Origin of the sequence: Proteus penneri (genome assembly GCF_003144535.1) — a bacterium.
In the GTDB taxonomy this organism is placed as follows: Bacteria; Pseudomonadota; Gammaproteobacteria; order Enterobacterales; family Enterobacteriaceae; genus Proteus; species Proteus penneri.
The window spans coordinates 34851-51342 of the sequence record NZ_PHFJ01000011.1 but is presented as its reverse complement, the minus strand read 5'-3'; the positions used below and the strand labels follow the sequence as shown (position 1 = coordinate 51342).

General features: G+C 39.5%; 13 protein-coding genes and 1 pseudogene. 11 read left to right on the top strand and 3 right to left on the bottom strand.

What is annotated here, in order from left to right; translation table 11 throughout:
• Nucleotides 1-56: 56 nt before the first annotated feature.
• Nucleotides 57-887, bottom strand: coding sequence for a formate dehydrogenase accessory sulfurtransferase FdhD (fdhD, locus tag CUB63_RS13195; protein ID WP_006534304.1), 831 nt, complete (start codon nt 885-887; stop codon nt 57-59).
• A 179-nt stretch (nt 888-1066) separates the two neighbouring features.
• Here fdhD and fdnG point away from each other — a divergent pair, with 179 nt between their 5' ends.
• The 7 genes and pseudogenes from fdnG to CUB63_RS13160 all read left to right on the top strand — a co-directional run bounded on the left by fdnG (nt 1067) and on the right by CUB63_RS13160 (nt 11867).
• Entirely contained in the window at nt 1067-4114 is a 3048-nt protein-coding gene (gene fdnG, locus CUB63_RS13190) for a formate dehydrogenase-N subunit alpha (protein ID WP_109848234.1), read from the top strand.
• A gap of 11 nt (nt 4115-4125) precedes the next feature.
• Nucleotides 4126-5064, top strand: a complete 939-nt coding sequence (gene fdxH, locus CUB63_RS13185; protein WP_006534310.1) for a formate dehydrogenase subunit beta — start codon at nt 4126-4128, stop codon at nt 5062-5064.
• A complete protein-coding gene (fdoI, locus tag CUB63_RS13180) occupies nt 5061-5717 on the top strand; it encodes a formate dehydrogenase cytochrome b556 subunit (protein ID WP_072065213.1) in 657 nt (218 codons plus the stop codon). Before fdxH ends, fdoI begins: the two co-directional genes overlap by 4 nt.
• Before the next feature lie 205 nt (nt 5718-5922).
• The gene (gene fdhE, locus CUB63_RS13175; RefSeq protein ID WP_109848233.1) at nt 5923-6843 is read left to right on the top strand and encodes a formate dehydrogenase accessory protein FdhE; all 921 of its coding nucleotides are present in this window, start codon (nt 5923-5925) and stop codon (nt 6841-6843) included.
• A 15-nt stretch (nt 6844-6858) separates the two neighbouring features.
• Nucleotides 6859-8248, top strand: a pseudogene (selA, locus tag CUB63_RS13170) (L-seryl-tRNA(Sec) selenium transferase).
• Complete coding sequence (selB, locus tag CUB63_RS13165; protein WP_109848232.1) at nt 8245-10107, top strand: selenocysteine-specific translation elongation factor; 1863 nt, start codon at nt 8245-8247, stop codon at nt 10105-10107. Before selA ends, selB begins: the two are co-directional and overlap by 4 nt.
• A 110-nt stretch (nt 10108-10217) precedes the next feature.
• Nucleotides 10218-11867: an LTA synthase family protein gene (locus CUB63_RS13160; RefSeq protein WP_109848231.1), complete on the top strand. Its 1650-nt coding sequence runs from the start codon at nt 10218-10220 to the stop codon at nt 11865-11867.
• Between the two features lie 116 nt (nt 11868-11983).
• On the opposite strand, the gene CUB63_RS13155 is transcribed toward CUB63_RS13160, so the two are convergent.
• The gene (locus tag CUB63_RS13155; RefSeq protein ID WP_109848230.1) at nt 11984-12412 is read right to left on the bottom strand and encodes a TOBE domain-containing protein; all 429 of its coding nucleotides are present in this window, start codon (nt 12410-12412) and stop codon (nt 11984-11986) included.
• Nucleotides 12413-12696: 284 nt separating this feature from the next.
• Here CUB63_RS13155 and CUB63_RS13150 point away from each other — a divergent pair, with 284 nt between their 5' ends.
• From CUB63_RS13150 to CUB63_RS13140, 3 genes are all read left to right on the top strand, one after another.
• Nucleotides 12697-13248 carry an NADAR family protein gene (locus CUB63_RS13150; protein WP_006534319.1) on the top strand — a complete coding sequence of 184 codons (552 nt, stop codon included), beginning with the start codon at nt 12697-12699 and terminating at the stop codon, nt 13246-13248.
• Between the two features lie 158 nt (nt 13249-13406).
• Nucleotides 13407-14318: an N-acetylglucosamine kinase gene (gene nagK, locus CUB63_RS13145; RefSeq protein WP_109848229.1), complete on the top strand. Its 912-nt coding sequence runs from the start codon at nt 13407-13409 to the stop codon at nt 14316-14318.
• A gap of 89 nt (nt 14319-14407) precedes the next feature.
• Entirely contained in the window at nt 14408-14992 is a 585-nt protein-coding gene (locus tag CUB63_RS13140) for a rhomboid family intramembrane serine protease (protein WP_109848228.1), read from the top strand.
• Nucleotides 14993-15011: 19 nt separating this feature from the next.
• Here the strand turns inward: CUB63_RS13140 and satP are convergent, their stop codons facing one another.
• A complete protein-coding gene (satP, locus tag CUB63_RS13135; protein WP_109848227.1) occupies nt 15012-15575 on the bottom strand; it encodes an acetate uptake transporter in 564 nt (187 codons plus the stop codon).
• 354 nt (nt 15576-15929) lie between these two features.
• On the opposite strand from satP, the gene CUB63_RS13130 reads away from it, so the two are divergent.
• Nucleotides 15930-16337, top strand: coding sequence for a YgiW/YdeI family stress tolerance OB fold protein (locus tag CUB63_RS13130; protein WP_072065221.1), 408 nt, complete (start codon nt 15930-15932; stop codon nt 16335-16337).
• Nucleotides 16338-16492 lie beyond the last annotated feature (155 nt).

The window sequence follows — 16492 nt, the reverse complement described above, 5'->3', positions numbered from 1 at the left end:
TGTAAATCGTTACATAAAACGATTACACCTATTTTTAAAAATTTCATTTTATGATGTCAATCTGTCAGTCGTTGTGGATGAGTAAATACTGTTGCTCTTCCGCGGCGACAAAAACCCACCAGCGTGACATTGTATTTATTAGCAACTTCAACCGCTAAAGAGGTTGCTGCAGAAACAGCAAATAAAATTTCTGCGCCACACATTGCGGCTTTCTGTACCATTTCATAGCTTGCTCGACTAGAGACTAATACCGCGCCTTCATTCCACTTTTCTTGTGCTTTCATACCTAAAAGCTTATCAAGCGCAACATGGCGACCAACGTCTTCACATCCCCCTTGCATTTCACCCTCTGGTGATAACCAAACAGCCGCATGAGTACAGCCAGTTAATTCACCAATTTCTTGAACGGTTGTCATCTGCTCTAAGGCTTTATCAAGATTTGAAAGTGAAAATGTTTGTGTAAAAGGTAACGGAGTAATAGGTCGAAAAATCTCTTCTAGCTGTTCAGTTCCACAAATACCACAGCCAGTGCGCCCCGTCATATTACGGCGTCGCTCTTTTAATCCCATAAAACGTCGGCTTGATAATTCAACTTGAACTTCAATACCGCCGTTACAACTTTCCATAATTTCGATACTGCGAATTTCATTAGAAGATTCTATAATGCCTTCGGATAAAGAAAATCCGACAGCAAACAACTCTAAATTTTTAGGGCTCGCCATCATAACGACGTGAGATATTCCGTTGTACACTAATGCAACAGGAACTTCGAGTGCAATATAATCGTCTTCTTGTCTGTTTAGAGATCCCTTGTGTTGCACAATTGTTTGATCTACGCCAACGATTACACGTTTAGTTAACAATTTTGTCGATTTTGTTTCATCCATAAGATGAATTCCTAAATTTATTAATACATAATAACAATACGGGTAAAAACGATTTTACACTACCTATCAGGCAATGAACCTGATCCTATTAGGGATAATAGGGATAAAAAAACAATCAGCTCCATTTTCGTGAAGAAAATTAGAGTCAGTAAAAGCAATGTATGATGAGGAGAGACCCCATGCAGGTCAGCAGAAGACAGTTCTTTAAGATCTGTGCTGGCGGTATGGCAGGTACTACAGCGGCAGCGCTTGGTTTTGCACCAGCAGTTGCGCTAGCAGGCTCACGTCAGTATAAATTACTGAGAGCCCGCGAAACCCGCAATACCTGTACGTACTGTTCTGTCGGTTGTGGACTATTAATGTATAGTCTGGGCGATGGCGCCAAAAACGCAAAAGAAACGATATTTCATATTGAAGGTGACTCAGACCATCCAGTAAACCGCGGTGCATTATGCCCTAAAGGTGCTGGTCTTGTGGATTTCATTCACAGTGAAGGTCGTTTAAAACACCCAGAATACCGTGCACCCGGCTCGGATAAATGGGTAAAACTCTCATGGGAAGAAACGTTTGATCGTATTGCGCGCTTAATCAAAAAAGACCGCGATGCCAACTTCCAGAAATTCAATAAAGAAGGTGTAGAAGTCAACCGTTGGTTAACAACGGGTATGCTTTGCGCCTCTGCAGCAAGCAATGAAACTGGGTTTTTAACTCAGAAATTCTCAAGAGCTCTTGGGATGCTGGCTGTCGATAACCAAGCGCGTGTCTGACACGGACCAACGGTAGCAAGTCTTGCTCCAACATTTGGTCGCGGTGCGATGACCAACCACTGGGTTGATATGAAAAATGCCAACCTTATCGTCGTTATGGGCGGTAATGCGGCAGAAGCACATCCTGTGGGATTCCGCTGGGCGATGGAAGCTAAAATCCATAATAACGCCAAGCTCATTGTTATTGATCCTCGCTTCACCCGTACTGCGGCTGTTGCGGATTTCTATACGCCTATCCGTTCTGGTACTGATATTACGTTCTTATCGGGCGTTATCTTATATCTGCTCGAAAATAAGAAATATCAAAAAGAATACGTTGAGGCTTATACCAATGCGAGCTTGATTGTCCGTGAAGACTATCATTTTGATGATGGTTTATTCAGCGGATATGATGCAGAAAAACGTAAATACGATAAAACCACTTGGAACTACGAGATGGATGAAAATGGTTTCGCAAAACGCGACACCACATTACAACATCCTCGTTGTGTCTGGAATCTGTTAAAACAACACGTTAGCCGTTACACGCCTGATGTGGTTACTCAGATTTGTGGTACACCAAAAGATGATTTCTTAAAAGTCTGTGAATATATTGCTGAAACAGCAGCGAAAGATAAAACAGCCTCTTTCCTGTATGCACTAGGCTGGACTCAACATACTGTTGGTGCTCAAAACATCCGTACCATGGCAATGATCCAATTACTGTTAGGTAATATGGGTATGGCTGGTGGCGGTGTTAACGCACTACGTGGTCACTCTAATATTCAAGGCTTAACTGACCTCGGTCTATTATCTCAAAGCTTACCAGGCTATCTAACTCTGCCTTCTGAAAAGCAGACTACATTAGAAACCTACTTAGCTGCGAATACGCCAAAAGCGACAGTACCGGGACAAGTTAACTACTGGGGCAATTATCCTAAATTCTTCGTGAGTATGATGAAGACATTCTATGGTGATAATGCTCAACGTGATAATGATTGGGGCTTCTCACTGTTACCTAAGTGGGACAAACCTTACGACGTTCTACAATACTTCGATATGATGGATAAAGGTGAAGTCAACGGCTATATCTGCCAAGGCTTTAACCCTGTTGCCTCATTCCCGAATAAGAACAAAGTTATTCGCTCATTATCAAAACTGAAATTCCTTATCACAATGGATCCGCTAAACACTGAAACTGCGTGTTTCTGGCAGAACCACGGTGAAGAGAACGACGTTAAAACAGCCGATATTCAGACAGAAGTCTTCCGTCTGCCAACAACCTGTTTCGCAGAAGAAGACGGTTCTATCGTTAACTCTGGTCGCTGGTTACAATGGCACTGGAAAGGGGGTGATGCCCCTGGTGTGGCTATCCCTGATGCTGAGATTTTATCGGGTATTTTCCATCGTTTACGCCAACTCTACAAAGAAGAAGGCGGTGCGATGCCAGAGCAGGTGTTGAATATGACTTGGGATTACTTTGATCCTGATAATCCAACATCCGCAGAAGTTGCACAAGAAAGTAATGGTAAAGCATTAGTCGACTTAAAAGATGCTGATGGCAATATCATTCTGAAAAAAGGTCAACTGCTTAGCTCGTTTGCTCAGTTACGTGATGATGGTACAACGGCGAGTGGCTGTTGGATCTTCGCAGGTAGTTGGACAGAGAAAGGCAACCAAATGGCTAACCGTGATAACTCCGATCCATCAGGATTGGGTAATACATTAGGTTGGGCATGGGCATGGCCTCTTAACCGTCGCATTATTTATAACCGCGCATCAGCAGACCCACAAGGTCAACCATGGGATCCTAAACGTAAATTAATCGAATGGGATGGCAGCAAATGGACGGGTATTGATGTACCTGACTATAGCAACGCTGCACCGGGTTCTGATGTTGGTCCATTTATTATGCAGCCGGAAGGTATGGGACGTCTGTTTGCTATCGATAAGATGGCAGAAGGTCCATTCCCTGAGCACTATGAGCCAATTGAAACACCATTGGGTACTAACCCACTGCATCCAAATGTCGTTTCAAACCCAGCGGCGCGTATCTTTAAAGATGACTGGGAAGATATGGGTAAAGCAGAAGATTTCCCCTATGTCGGTACAACTTATCGTCTGACAGAACATTTCCACTTCTGGACTAAACACGCGCGCTTAAATGCGATTATTCAGCCACAACAATTTATTGAAATTGGTGAGCGTTTAGCCGCAGAGAAAGGCATTGTTCAAGGCGATACCGTTAAAGTCAGCTCAAAACGTGGTTATATCAAAGCGAAAGCGGTGGTCACTAAACGTATTAAAACCCTTGATGTTGATGGGCGCAAAGTGGATACCATTGGTATTCCTATTCACTGGGGCTTTGAAGGTGTTGCTGTGAAAGGCTTTATTACGAATACGTTAACGCCATTCGTTGGTGATGCGAATACACAAACGCCGGAGTTTAAAGCGTTCCTTGTTAATGTGGAAAAGGTGTAAGGAGATAAATTATGTCACTGCAATCCCAAGACATTATTCGTCGCTCTGCCACCAATTCCCTTACTCCCGCGCCTCAGGTGCGGGATTACAAGGAAGAAGTGGCAAAACTTATCGACGTAACAACCTGTATCGGCTGTAAAGCCTGTCAGGTAGCTTGTTCTGAATGGAACGATATTCGCGATAAAATTGGCACTAACGTCGGTGTTTACGATAACCCAACTGATCTAACCGCAAAATCATGGACAGTGATGCGTTTCTCTGAAGTTGAAGAGAACGGCAAACTGGAATGGTTAATTCGTAAAGATGGTTGTATGCACTGTGCTGATCCGGGCTGTTTAAAAGCCTGCCCAGCAGAAGGTGCTATCATTCAATACGCTAACGGTATTGTTGATTTCCAATCAGAACACTGTATTGGTTGTGGTTATTGTATTGCAGGTTGTCCTTTTAATGTGCCTCGCATTAACGAAGAAGATAACCGTGCTTACAAATGTACGTTATGTGTTGACCGTGTTGAAGTCGGCCAAGAGCCTGCATGTGTGAAAACGTGCCCAACAGGCGCGATTCATTTTGGTTCGAAAGAAGCGATGCTCAATCTTGCTGGTGAACGTGTTGCAGAGCTGCAAACTCGTGGCTATGACAACGCGGGTCTTTACGATCCACAAGGTGTGGGTGGTACACACGTAATGTATGTTCTCCATCATGCTGACAAACCAAACCTGTATCATGGTTTACCTGAAAACCCAGAAATTAGCTCAACGGTTAAATTCTGGAAAGGCATCTGGAAACCATTGGCTGCTGTTGGTTTTGCCGCAACCTTCGCGGGCGCTATTTTCCACTATTTAGGTGTCGGTCCAAACCGTACAACTGAAGAAGATGAAGAAGAAGCACTCAAAGAGATGGAAGCATCTTCTAAAACACAGACCTCTGTGAATAAGGAGGAGCAGAAATGATGAAGAAGAAAGGTGATAAAATTCTTCGCCATACCGCATCAGAGCGTATAAACCACTGGGTCGTTGTGATTGTCTTTCTGTTCACAGCAATCAGCGGATTGGGTTTCTTCTTCCCATCTCTGAACTGGTTCATGAATATTTTAGGTACACCAGAACTGTCACGTCTGTTACACCCGTTTGTGGGTAGTGCTATGGCAATTCTCTTTATCTTTATGTTCTTCAGATACTTGAAGTATAACTTTATTGATAAAGATGATTTAGTCTGGGCTAAAAATATTCATAAAGTGCTACAAAATGAAGAAGCTGGCGATATCGGTCACTACAATTTAGGTCAGAAAGGCATTTACTGGATGTTAAGTATCAGCCTTATCTTACTAACAGTCAGTGGCATTATCATTTGGCGTCCTTATTTCGCAGAATATTTCTCGATCCCAGTTATTAGAATTGCCTTATTAGTTCACTCATTATCAGCAATATTACTGATAATCACCGTAATTGTTCACGCTTATGCGGCATTCTGGGTAAAAGGTTCAATTCGTAGCATGGTTGAAGGCTGGGTAACTCGCGGTTGGGCTAAAAAGCACCATCCTCGTTGGTATCGTGAAATTCTCGAAGAAGAGAAAAAAGAAGCCGAAAAGAAGTCACAGAAATAATGCCTTAAAGTGTATTTCTGAACAAACGGAGGCTTGATTAGCCTCCGTTTTTTATTCAATTTACGCCCACTTTTAAGACGTAAAAGAACAATAACACACTATTATTACCCACTGTCATGGCTTCATGTTTGCTTTTGATTTATTCTGAAGTCAAATCCTGTGGGTATTCACTATAAAATTTATGATAATAGGAAGATAGAACGTTATGAGTATTCGCATCGTTCCTAAAGAGCAATTAGGTAAAGATCAATCAGAAAAAGGGATTAGCTTTATTCCACCTGTATTATTCCCTAATCTGAAAAACCTTTATCAACGTCGTGCTGAACGTTTTCAAACACTAGCAAAAGATAATCCTTTCGCAGACTACCTTGAATTTGCAGCAGAAATTGTGAAAGCTCAAGAAAAAGCACTTCATGATAATCCACTTACCATTGATCTTGCCCCACTCCTGACACAGCAAATTGGTGTAGCACCTTTAGATAGAAAAACATTCAAACGCAGTAAACATTGGCATGCTTTATTAGCCTCGATTATTGCTGAATTACGTCCAGTTGTGCCTGAAAGTGCCACTATCACTTTAGAAAATCTCGCTAAAGCGTCTGAAACTGAATTAGAAGAAATGGCAACGGCATTACTCAATGATGAATATTCAAAAGTTTCAGCAGATAAATCTGTCTTTATTTGGGCAACGTTGTCTCTTTACTGGGCACAATTAGCGGCAAATATTCCAGGTAAGGCTAAAACAGAATACGGTGAAAATCGTCAATTCTGCCCAGTTTGTAACAGTATGCCTGTGGCAAGCATGGTACAAATCGGCACAACCCAAGGTTTACGCTATTTACACTGTAATTTATGTGAAACCGAGTGGCATGTTGTACGCATTAAATGCACCAACTGTGAATTAACAGGTAAATTAAATTACTGGTCATTAGACAGCGAAAATGCTCCCGTGAAAGCAGAAAGTTGCGGTGATTGTGGAAGCTATCTAAAAATTTTATATCAAGAAAAAGATGCCAATGTAGATGCTGTCGCTGACGATTTAGCGTCTATTGTCCTTGATGCAAAAATGGAAGAAGAAGGCTTTGCTCGTAGTAGCATTAACCCATTCCTGTTCCCAAATGAATAATAATTAGGTATTAGCATGACAAATGATACGCGCTCACTTTATAGCCAGCTTCCGTCCATTGATAAGTTACTGCATCAAGAAGAAATTCAGGCTTTAGTTGCTTCTTATGGTCAGACATTTATTACTGAGCATTTACGAAAGTTACAAGAAGAAGCGCGTATCATTATTCGCCAAGATAATGACCTACCTGCATGGCATAACCAGTGGGCGAATGAATTACAAAATCGCATTACATTACAACGAAAATCGTCAATTAAACCTGTTTTCAATTTAACAGGAACGGTTTTACACACCAATCTAGGCCGAGCATTAATGGCCGAGTCTGCCATTGAAGCCGTTAGCCAAGTTATGCGCTCAGCGGCAACCTTAGAGTATTCTCTTGATGGTGCTTCAAGAGGACACCGTGATCGCGCTATCGCTGATTTGTTATGTGAATTAACGGGCGCTGAAGATGCCTGTATTGTTAATAACAACGCAGCTGCTGTTTTACTAATGCTCGCAACGGTTGCGCCCAATAAAGAAGTCGTGGTTTCTCGTGGTGAATTAGTGGAAATTGGCGGCGCTTTTCGTATCCCTGATGTGATGACTCAGGCAGGCTGTACACTCAAAGAAGTAGGAACAACAAACCGCACTCACCTTAAAGATTATCGTAACGCCATTAATGAGAATACCGGTTTGTTAATGAAAGTTCATACTAGCAACTATTGTATTCAAGGCTTTACAGCAGAAGTACATGGCGACGAACTTGCCGCACTTGGTAAAGAGATGAACTTACCCACGGCTATCGATTTAGGCAGTGGCTCAATGACTAATTTAGCCGCCTTGGGTTTACCTTCAGAGCCGATGCCTCAAGATTATCTACAGCAAGGTATCGATCTTGTTACCTTCTCTGGTGATAAATTATTAGGTGGCCCTCAGGCGGGCATAATCTTAGGCAAAAACATGGATTGAAGCTATTCAGCGCCATCCTTTAAAGCGCGCATTACGTGTTGATAAAATGACATTAGCGGCATTAGGTGCCACATTACGTCTTTATCAGCAACCTGAAAAAATGGCTGTTGAAATTCCAACATTACGTTTGTTAACTCGGACACAAACAGAAATTAATGACATGGCGCAACGGTTATTGCCTCATTTTCAGGCATATTATGGAGAAAATTACCATATCACGATATCCTCATGCGCTTCTCAAATAGGCAGTGGTTCATTACCTATTGAAAGTTTACCGAGTGCAGCACTTACCTTTGAAGCCAAAGATGGAAAAGGTAGCCAGTTAGATGCGTTAGCTGCGCATTGGCGTAATTTAGAAAAACCGATTATTGGTCGAATTACTGATGGTCGCCTGTGGCTCGATCTGCGCTGTCTTGAGGATGAAAATGCATTAATACAGGCACTTTTACTATGATTTTTGCAACGGCAGGTCACGTAGACCACGGAAAAACCACACTGATACAGGCTATTACTGGAGTAGATACTACCCATCTCCCTGAAGAAAAAAAACGAGGCATGACCATTGATTTAGGTTATGCCTATTGGCGTCAAGATGATGGGACGTCTATTGGTTTTGTCGATGTGCCCGGTCATGAAAAATTTCTTTCCAATATGCTTGCGGGCGTTGGTGGGATCTCTCATGCACTATTAATTGTCGCTTGTGACGATGGTGTTATGGCCCAAACCATTGAGCATATTTCTATTTTACGCCTTGCTGGCTGTCCTCAAGTTACCGTTATTCTCACTAAAGCAGATCGTGTTACACCTGAACGAATTAAAGAAGTTCGGTCACAAACAACGGATGTATTGGCCAACTTAGGCTGGCAACAACCTGATGTTTTTATCACCTCAGCACCTTCTGGCGAAGGGATCCCTGCGCTTCGTGACTATCTTGTTAACCTTCATCAACAAGAACAACAACACCCCCAATGGCATAAACGCTTTCGCTTAGCGATAGACCGTGTTTTTAGTATTAAAGGGGCGGGATTAGTCGTGACGGGTACCGCCCTCGCTGGACAAATAGCCATTGGTGATACTTTTTGGCTAACAGGTGCGGATAAACCAGTAAGGATCAGAGCATTACACGCACAAAATCAACCGGTAGAAAGTGCTGGAGCCGGTCATCGTATTGCCATTAATATCACTGGAGATGTCAGTAAAGATAATGTCTCTCGTGGCGATTGGTTACTCTCTCAAGAGCCTAACTACCAAGCCCATAAAGTCTTAGTCAGTTTAATCGCTGATGAACCTTTAAAGCATTGGCAGCCAGTACATATTCATCACGGTACTCGCCATATTACAGGTCGTGTTGCGCTCTTAAATGATGCGAATGAAACACCACAGTTAGCAGAGCTTATTCTTGATGAACCCCTTTGGCTGGTGGATAACGACAGGCTTATCTTGCGTGATATCAGTGCTCAACGCACCTTAGCCGCAGCGAAAGTCTTACATTTGCATTCGCCACGTAGAGGCAAACGACAAAGTGAGTTCTTATCTTGGCTACATCAAATTGATAATGCTGACAGTGTCAGCGCCAAGTTAGCGTTATGTTTACCAAAAGGTGAATTATCTCTAAATCAGTTTGCTTGGGCTCAGCAATTAACTGAAAATGCACTCACTCAGCTACTAGAAACATTTGACCTAATTAACGTTGCTGGCGTTATTCTTTCTAAAGAAAATGCGGATAAAGCGAAACAGAAATTACTCGATACACTTGAGGAATATCACCAACAACATAATGATCAAATGGGTGTGGGTCGTTCTCGTTTAAAACGGATGGCACTACCTACTTATCATGATGAATTGGTTTATCACCTAATTGATCAGTTACGAAAAGAGGGTGCAATTAGCCAAAGTCGCGGTTGGCTTCACCTCCCAACCCATGGTCTTGCTTTTTCACCAGAACAAGATGCGCTATGGCAACATGCTAAAGTCTATTTTGAGCAATCTGAACCTTGGTGGGTGCGTGATCTCGCCAATGAAATGAAAAATGATGAGAAAGTGATCCGCTCATTATTACGTAAAGCGGCACAATTAGGTTTAATTATTCCAATTATTGCCGACCGCTACTATACACACCAATCAATGGAAAAATTTGCATCTATCATTGTGAAATATAATGAGAGTAATGGTAGTGTCACTGCCGCGGACTTTCGTGATGAGTTATCTGTTGGGCGTAAGTTAGCAGTACAAATCTTAGAGTATTTTGACCGTACTGGTTTTACTCGTCGTAAAAAAGATCTTCATATTTTACGAGACAAAGGGTTATTCTAAAAACAGATGTTAACTTAGGCTAAATAAAGTTATTTAGCCTATTTAAGATTATCGCCTACAATTTTTGTAAAATATCCCCTTTATTCTTTATAGCTATACTAGGAAGAGATATGAAAAAATATTTAGGAAGTGCTTATCTTGCACTTATTCTTATTGCCTCATTTTTTATTGTTTTTGAGAAAGCAACGTTTATTTATACTGCACTTCTTTCAGTCGGTGCTTATTTTATTCTTTTTTCTCTTTGTTTTATTTTATCAGCTCGTATCTTATTTTCAGCTATTACCACCGGCACCCTCTTCCTTATAACTAAGTTTATTAATCAACTCAAAGTCCATTATTACAAAGAAACATTAATGTTCTCTGACTTTGATTTGGCTTTTGATAGCTCTAATTTAGGGACATTAGGTCATTATTGGGAAGCCGGTGTTGCATTGATTGCGATGCTAATATGGCTTCTTATCAATATGTCTATTGCTTGGCATTTTTCCAAGAAATCACGCCCAAGCTTGCGTATCAGTGGCTTACTTTTAATGGTCATTGGATTTACCACAATCCATTTCACCGTAGAAAAGTGGCAAGCTGAATGGGAAGGTACACTTCCGGGAGGACGAGGTACTGTGACTAATTTAATCATGTCTGGCTACCAAACGGCGTACCACCCTCCTTATTTTAATGAAAATGCGGATTACTTTCTGGAACAAGCGAACAAAACCGTATTGCCAGAAACACAGACAGACATAAAACCTGATATTGTCGTTTTATTACAAGAATCGACGGTTAATCCTCATATTTATCAATTTGATACCAATGTTACACTGCCTGATTTATTTATGTTTCAAAAAGATGAAGGTGTCAGTGCGCAAAGCCCTTTACGTGTACAAACCTTTGGTGGCGGTACTTGGCTTTCTGAATTTTCTGTATTAACAGGGTTAAATACGGATGATTTTGGTGCACGTAAAAACTCGGTATTCTATTTTGTTGTCGATAATCTTAATGAGAGTTTATTCCGCCAACTAAAAGCCGAAGGTTATTACACCGTTTTACTGACTCCATTTAATCGTAGTGCTTACCATGCCGGTTACGCTTATGAAAAAATGGGAATTGATGAAATCATTCAACCTCAAGAGCTGGGTTATCCGGGAACATTAGAAGAAAACCTCTGGAAAATATCGACGGCAGATATGCTGGGTTACGTTGAAGAGGTACTAAAAAAGCGTACTGACAAGCCATTGTTTATATTCTCATTAACCATGTATGAACATGGCCCTTATGATGAATCACACAGAGATATGTACCAAATTACAGGTCATACAGAAAGCAGTAATGCACCAGGCAAATTTAGCCACTATATGGAAAAAATCATCACCAGTGATCCGGCAATTAAAGATTTCTCTAATTTTGTCGCCCAAAGAGAAAAACCGACGATGTTCCTCTATTTTGGTGATCATCAACCCAATATTGAGCTCAAAAATTATCAGTCACCTTTTAATAACCCTGCATATATTACTCAGTTCACCTTAAGAGATAACCTATCGCAAGGTGCACCAATAACAACGGGTGAATTAACTGATATTAGCTTCTTAGGTGGCATGATCTTAGAGCGCGCTCGTTTGCCATTATCTCCTTTCTACAAAGCAAATATTCAAATGCGCCACTTATGTGAAGGTAAATTAAATGACTGTGAAGATGAGAAATTAGTTAACAGTTATAAAAATTATATCTATGACAAACTGAAAATTGCAGGTAATACAGATAATTAATTCTTATTACTTGAATAAACGATGATCGGGATGATAAATCCAAAAAGATAAGTAATATCAAAAGGAAAGAGGCTAACTATTTAGCCTCTTTTTTATTTCAAGAAACAAACGTACAATTATTTGCATGTTGCCACAATCACACTTGATGCTTTTACTAATGCTAAAACATCACTGCCTTTTGCCAATTTCATTTCTTGTAAGCTTTCATTGGTGATAACCGCAGTCAGTGCTAAACCTTTCGCCGTTTCTAAATGAACAGTAGAGTTCACCGCACCTTGTACGATTTGAGTCACTTTTCCTGCAAATTGGTTACGCGCAGAGAAATTTAAACCGCAATCAGGCAGTGCTAATACAACCCACGGCGCTTTAATAATGGCAATAGCTTCACCATCTTTTTTAATATTTAAGCTTTCACAACTTTCTTTGGTGATGATTGTCGCTAGTTTCTCACCGTGTGCTAAAGATAAAATCACTTCGCTATTAACGGCACCTTCAATAATATCCACAACTTTACCGACTAACTGATTGCGTGCTGAAACTTTCATTTATCCACCCTATCATTGATGAGAAATTATATTAATAATACTATCAAGCTATTAGGATAACCTTAGCATAAATATCATTAAATAAATTATTCTTAGATCATAGATTAAAGTTTATTTGTTATTAAAAAAAACCAATCAAATTAAGATAAATTTAATAAGAATAAATCAAAATAGCGGAATCGCTTCACCTACTCACAGAATCGCAAAAAGGCACTCAATCCTTCTTTACTTCTATGCTATCTTTATTATGTGAATTAGGAATATTCAACATAATGGGAAAAAAGATGGATTTAGAACAATTAAAAAAAGAATTTCGTGCAGGAAAGAAAATAAAGTACATCTACTTTTGGGGGCACCAAAGTAAAGGTAATGACATCACAAAAAGTTGCTTTAGCCAATGGTACCCAGCACCTTTTATATTAGATGATGTGCGTTATGCCAGCGCTGAGCACTATATGATGGCTGAAAAAGCGAAGCTATTTAATGATATAGACGTCAGAAAGCGCATTATTACTGCATCTAATCCAGGCTCAGCAAAAGCATTAGGCAGAGAAGTAAAAGGATTTGACCAAGATATTTGGGAGCAACACCGTATGGATATTGTTATTCGTGCCAATATCGCTAAGTTTTCCCAAAATAAAGAACTCGGTAACTTTCTGATTTCAACAGGCAATCGAGTGCTTGTTGAAGCAAGCCCTGTTGATAAAATATGGGGGGTCGGTTTAAGTGAGCAAGACAACGAGATTAACAATCCCCTTCTTTGGAAGGGATTAAATTTATTAGGTTTTGCTCTAATGAAAGTACGTAGTATTTTGATTGAAAGTAGTCATCAATAGATAAAGAAAACTCAACTGTCACCAATCACTGTTCTTCTTTAACCTAGTGTATATAAGCAGTAGAGATAACTTAAGTATTGACTGAAATAGAAATGACCACGTAACGACAACCTTGTCGTTGCTATAAATAATATTTACAGAATAATTAAGAGACTGATATGTATTATGGTTTTGATATGGGCGGCACCAAAATTGAGCTTGCCGTTTTTGATAAAGATCTCACTCAAGTATGGCAGAAACGTGTTCCAACACCTAAAAACGACTATCAAGCATTATTGAATGTTTTTAAAGAACTGACTTTAGAAGCTGACAATGAATTAGGTTATAAGGGAAAGGTGGGGGTTGGTATTCCTGGTATTGTGAATGCTAAAGAAGGAACCGTATTTACGACTAATGTTCCAGCAGCTAAATACAAGCCTATGGTTCACGATCTCTCGCATATACTCAATAGACCCGTTAAAGTTGAAAATGATGCTAACTGTTTTGCCTTATCGGAAGCTTGGGATCCTGAATTTCGTCATTACCCTTCTGTACTAGGTCTCATATTAGGAACTGGCGTGGGTGGTGGCTTTGTTATTGATGGTAAAGTCTTGTCTGGCAAGAATGGGATTGCTGGAGAAATCGGTCATATGAATCTGAATGTGGATGCAGATAACGTGATCGGCGAAATGATGCCAAAAATTATTTGTGGTTGTGGCAAAAAAGCCTGTTTTGAAACCTATTTATCAGGCCGTGGTTTTGAACGTATGTATAAAGCCTTCAATGATGCACCACAAAGAGCGGTTGATATTGTTGAGCAATATTATGCGGGCGATAAAAAGACTCAAGAGCATGTCGATCGCTATATGAAAGTACTTGCGATTTACCTTAGCAATATCCTTACGGTACTTGACCCTCATTTAATTGTTATTGGTGGTGGACTATCACAATTTAACGCACTGTATGAGCTATTACCTGAATATCTCTCACACTGTGTTTACGGAAATGCACAAATTCCATTAATAGAAAAAGCTCGTCATGGTGATGCAGGTGGCGCTCGTGGAGCTGCTTGCCTTAATTTATTAGACTGATAAATAAAAAAGAGCCTTCTTCTTTTTTATTAAGGGCTCTTCTATTTATAGCGTTTTATCAGCGTCATCACATTATTAAGGCTACCATTATGGATAAAGTTTGGTTTAAAAAAAGACTCACCTTTCTTGGCGGGTTAACTATCATATTAGTCTTACTTCAACTTATTAACTCACTCTTTTCCATATCTCTTCTTCAATGGGGTATTATTCCAAGAACGGGTGAAGGTTTAATGGGTATTTTTATCGCGCCTTTCATTCATGGATCTTGGTCTCATCTATTTAGTAATCTACTCCCATTTCTTATTCTTAGCTTTTTATCTATGACACAATCTCTACGAGAATATGTGTTATCCAGCATATTTATTATTATCGTAAGTGGTTTATTAGTTTGGATTTTTGGACGAAGTGCTATTCACGTTGGTGCAAGTGGATGGATCTTTGGATTATGGTCTTTATTGATTGCTCACGCTTTTACTCGACGTAAAATTATCGATATTGTCATTGCCCTTTTCGTTTTATTTTATTATGGATCAATGGCCTATGGGTTAATTCCAGGTCAATTAGGTGTATCGACTGAGTCACATATTGCAGGTGTGGTTGCAGGATTACTTTATGCATGGTGCGCAAGAAAGCTAATTCGTCGTAAAAGCCAAGTAGTAGAAGTGGCTAAATAGCCACTTCTCTATAAAACGATTATTTATGACCAATTGGCAGTATTGTTCTGCCATACATCTCATTTAATACTTCAGCCATTGCCAGATAAAAAGCACTGGTACCACAAATAATACCTTCAAAACCTGCAATTTTTAAAATTAGAGCATTACCTGTGATATTTCCGATTGCCAGCAAAGCAAATAAAATAGTCAGGCTTAAAAAAACAAATTGGAGTGCTCGATTAGCTTTTAAGGTGCCAATAAACATGAAAAAGGTAAAAATTCCCCATAACGCTAAAAATACGCCCAAAAAGAGAGGTGTTGTTGGCTCACTTAAGCCCATCACGGGTAATAACCAAATTCCTACCAATGTTACCCAAAAGAAACCATAAGAGGTAAATGCGGTTGCACCAAAAGTATTGCCTTTTTTGAACTCAAAAATACCAGCAATAACTTGAGCGATCCCACCATAAAAAATTCCCATACTCATAATGACGGAGACTACTGGGAAAAAACCAGCATTATGTATATTCAACAAAATCGTTGTCATACCAAAACCCATTAAACCTAATGGACCCGGATTGGCAATGCGTTCGTTAGTCATAAAACCTCTAAAAATAATAGGGGAAAATTAAAAAAAATTTGAAGGCGCTGGATGATAAGAGGTAATACATCTAAAAACAATGATCTTGCAGGGTATATTTTTGAATAACAGCCTACACTGATCCTAATGGGAAATAACCAGTGGATTTAACTTAGAGAAAAGAAGTATTTAGTGATAGATGCTTATATCAATAAAAAACACAAAGAAAAATAAAGAACTATAATTTTAAGAGTAATATCAATCAGTTGATATATTAATACTGAAATTTACCTTAATATGCGGTTTTATACATGAAAGTGAAATAAAATCTAATACATTAATTAGTTGAATTATTAACCTATAAGTGAGTTTGTTATGAAAAAAATTCTAGTATTATTAATTGGTAGTACGTTGGCTTTTGCATCTCAAGCCAATACAACCTCTCATAATAATGGTGGCTTTGTTTCTCCTCAAGGCACTATCCAATCAAGTGCAGATCAAGGGGGATTTAAAGGCCCTTCAATTAGCGAAACCACAGTTGTAAAAGCCAAAGATCTTTCTGATGACACTTGGGTTATCTTAACGGGCAAAATTACCAAAAAAATTGGTGATGAGTTGTATGTTTTTGAAGATAGCACCGGTGGTATCAATGTAGATATTGATAATAAAAGATGGCGCGGACAAACAGTCACTCCAGATAATACCGTCAGAATTGAAGGTAAAGTTGATAAAGAGTGGACAAGTACTGAGATCGATGTAAAACAAATTACCATTATCAAATAATTTATCTTTACATTAAACATCCTGATTATTTAAAAAGCTAATATATTTCAATATATTAGCTTTTTATTTTTCTTTTTATATCCAGTAATATCCTCTATAAAAACAGAAAGAAAGATACACAAAGTATTCTTTATACCTTTGTTTTCTATAAATAT

Bases quoted from the DNA above. Each gene is read 5' to 3' on its own strand.
- fdhD (WP_006534304.1), bottom strand. From the start codon at position 887: ATGGATGAAACAAAATCGACAAAATTGTTAACTAAACGTGTAATCGTT.
- fdxH (WP_006534310.1), top strand. From the start codon at position 4,126: ATGTCACTGCAATCCCAAGACATTATTCGTCGCTCTGCCACCAATTCC.
- fdoI (WP_072065213.1), top strand. From the start codon at position 5,061: ATGATGAAGAAGAAAGGTGATAAAATTCTTCGCCATACCGCATCAGAG.
- fdhE (WP_109848233.1), top strand. From the start codon at position 5,923: ATGAGTATTCGCATCGTTCCTAAAGAGCAATTAGGTAAAGATCAATCA.
- selB (WP_109848232.1), top strand. From the start codon at position 8,245: ATGATTTTTGCAACGGCAGGTCACGTAGACCACGGAAAAACCACACTG.
- CUB63_RS13160 (WP_109848231.1), top strand. From the start codon at position 10,218: ATGAAAAAATATTTAGGAAGTGCTTATCTTGCACTTATTCTTATTGCC.
- CUB63_RS13155 (WP_109848230.1), bottom strand. From the start codon at position 12,412: ATGAAAGTTTCAGCACGCAATCAGTTAGTCGGTAAAGTTGTGGATATT.
- CUB63_RS13150 (WP_006534319.1), top strand. From the start codon at position 12,697: ATGGATTTAGAACAATTAAAAAAAGAATTTCGTGCAGGAAAGAAAATA.
- nagK (WP_109848229.1), top strand. From the start codon at position 13,407: ATGTATTATGGTTTTGATATGGGCGGCACCAAAATTGAGCTTGCCGTT.
- CUB63_RS13140 (WP_109848228.1), top strand. From the start codon at position 14,408: ATGGATAAAGTTTGGTTTAAAAAAAGACTCACCTTTCTTGGCGGGTTA.
- satP (WP_109848227.1), bottom strand. From the start codon at position 15,575: ATGACTAACGAACGCATTGCCAATCCGGGTCCATTAGGTTTAATGGGT.
- CUB63_RS13130 (WP_072065221.1), top strand. From the start codon at position 15,930: ATGAAAAAAATTCTAGTATTATTAATTGGTAGTACGTTGGCTTTTGCA.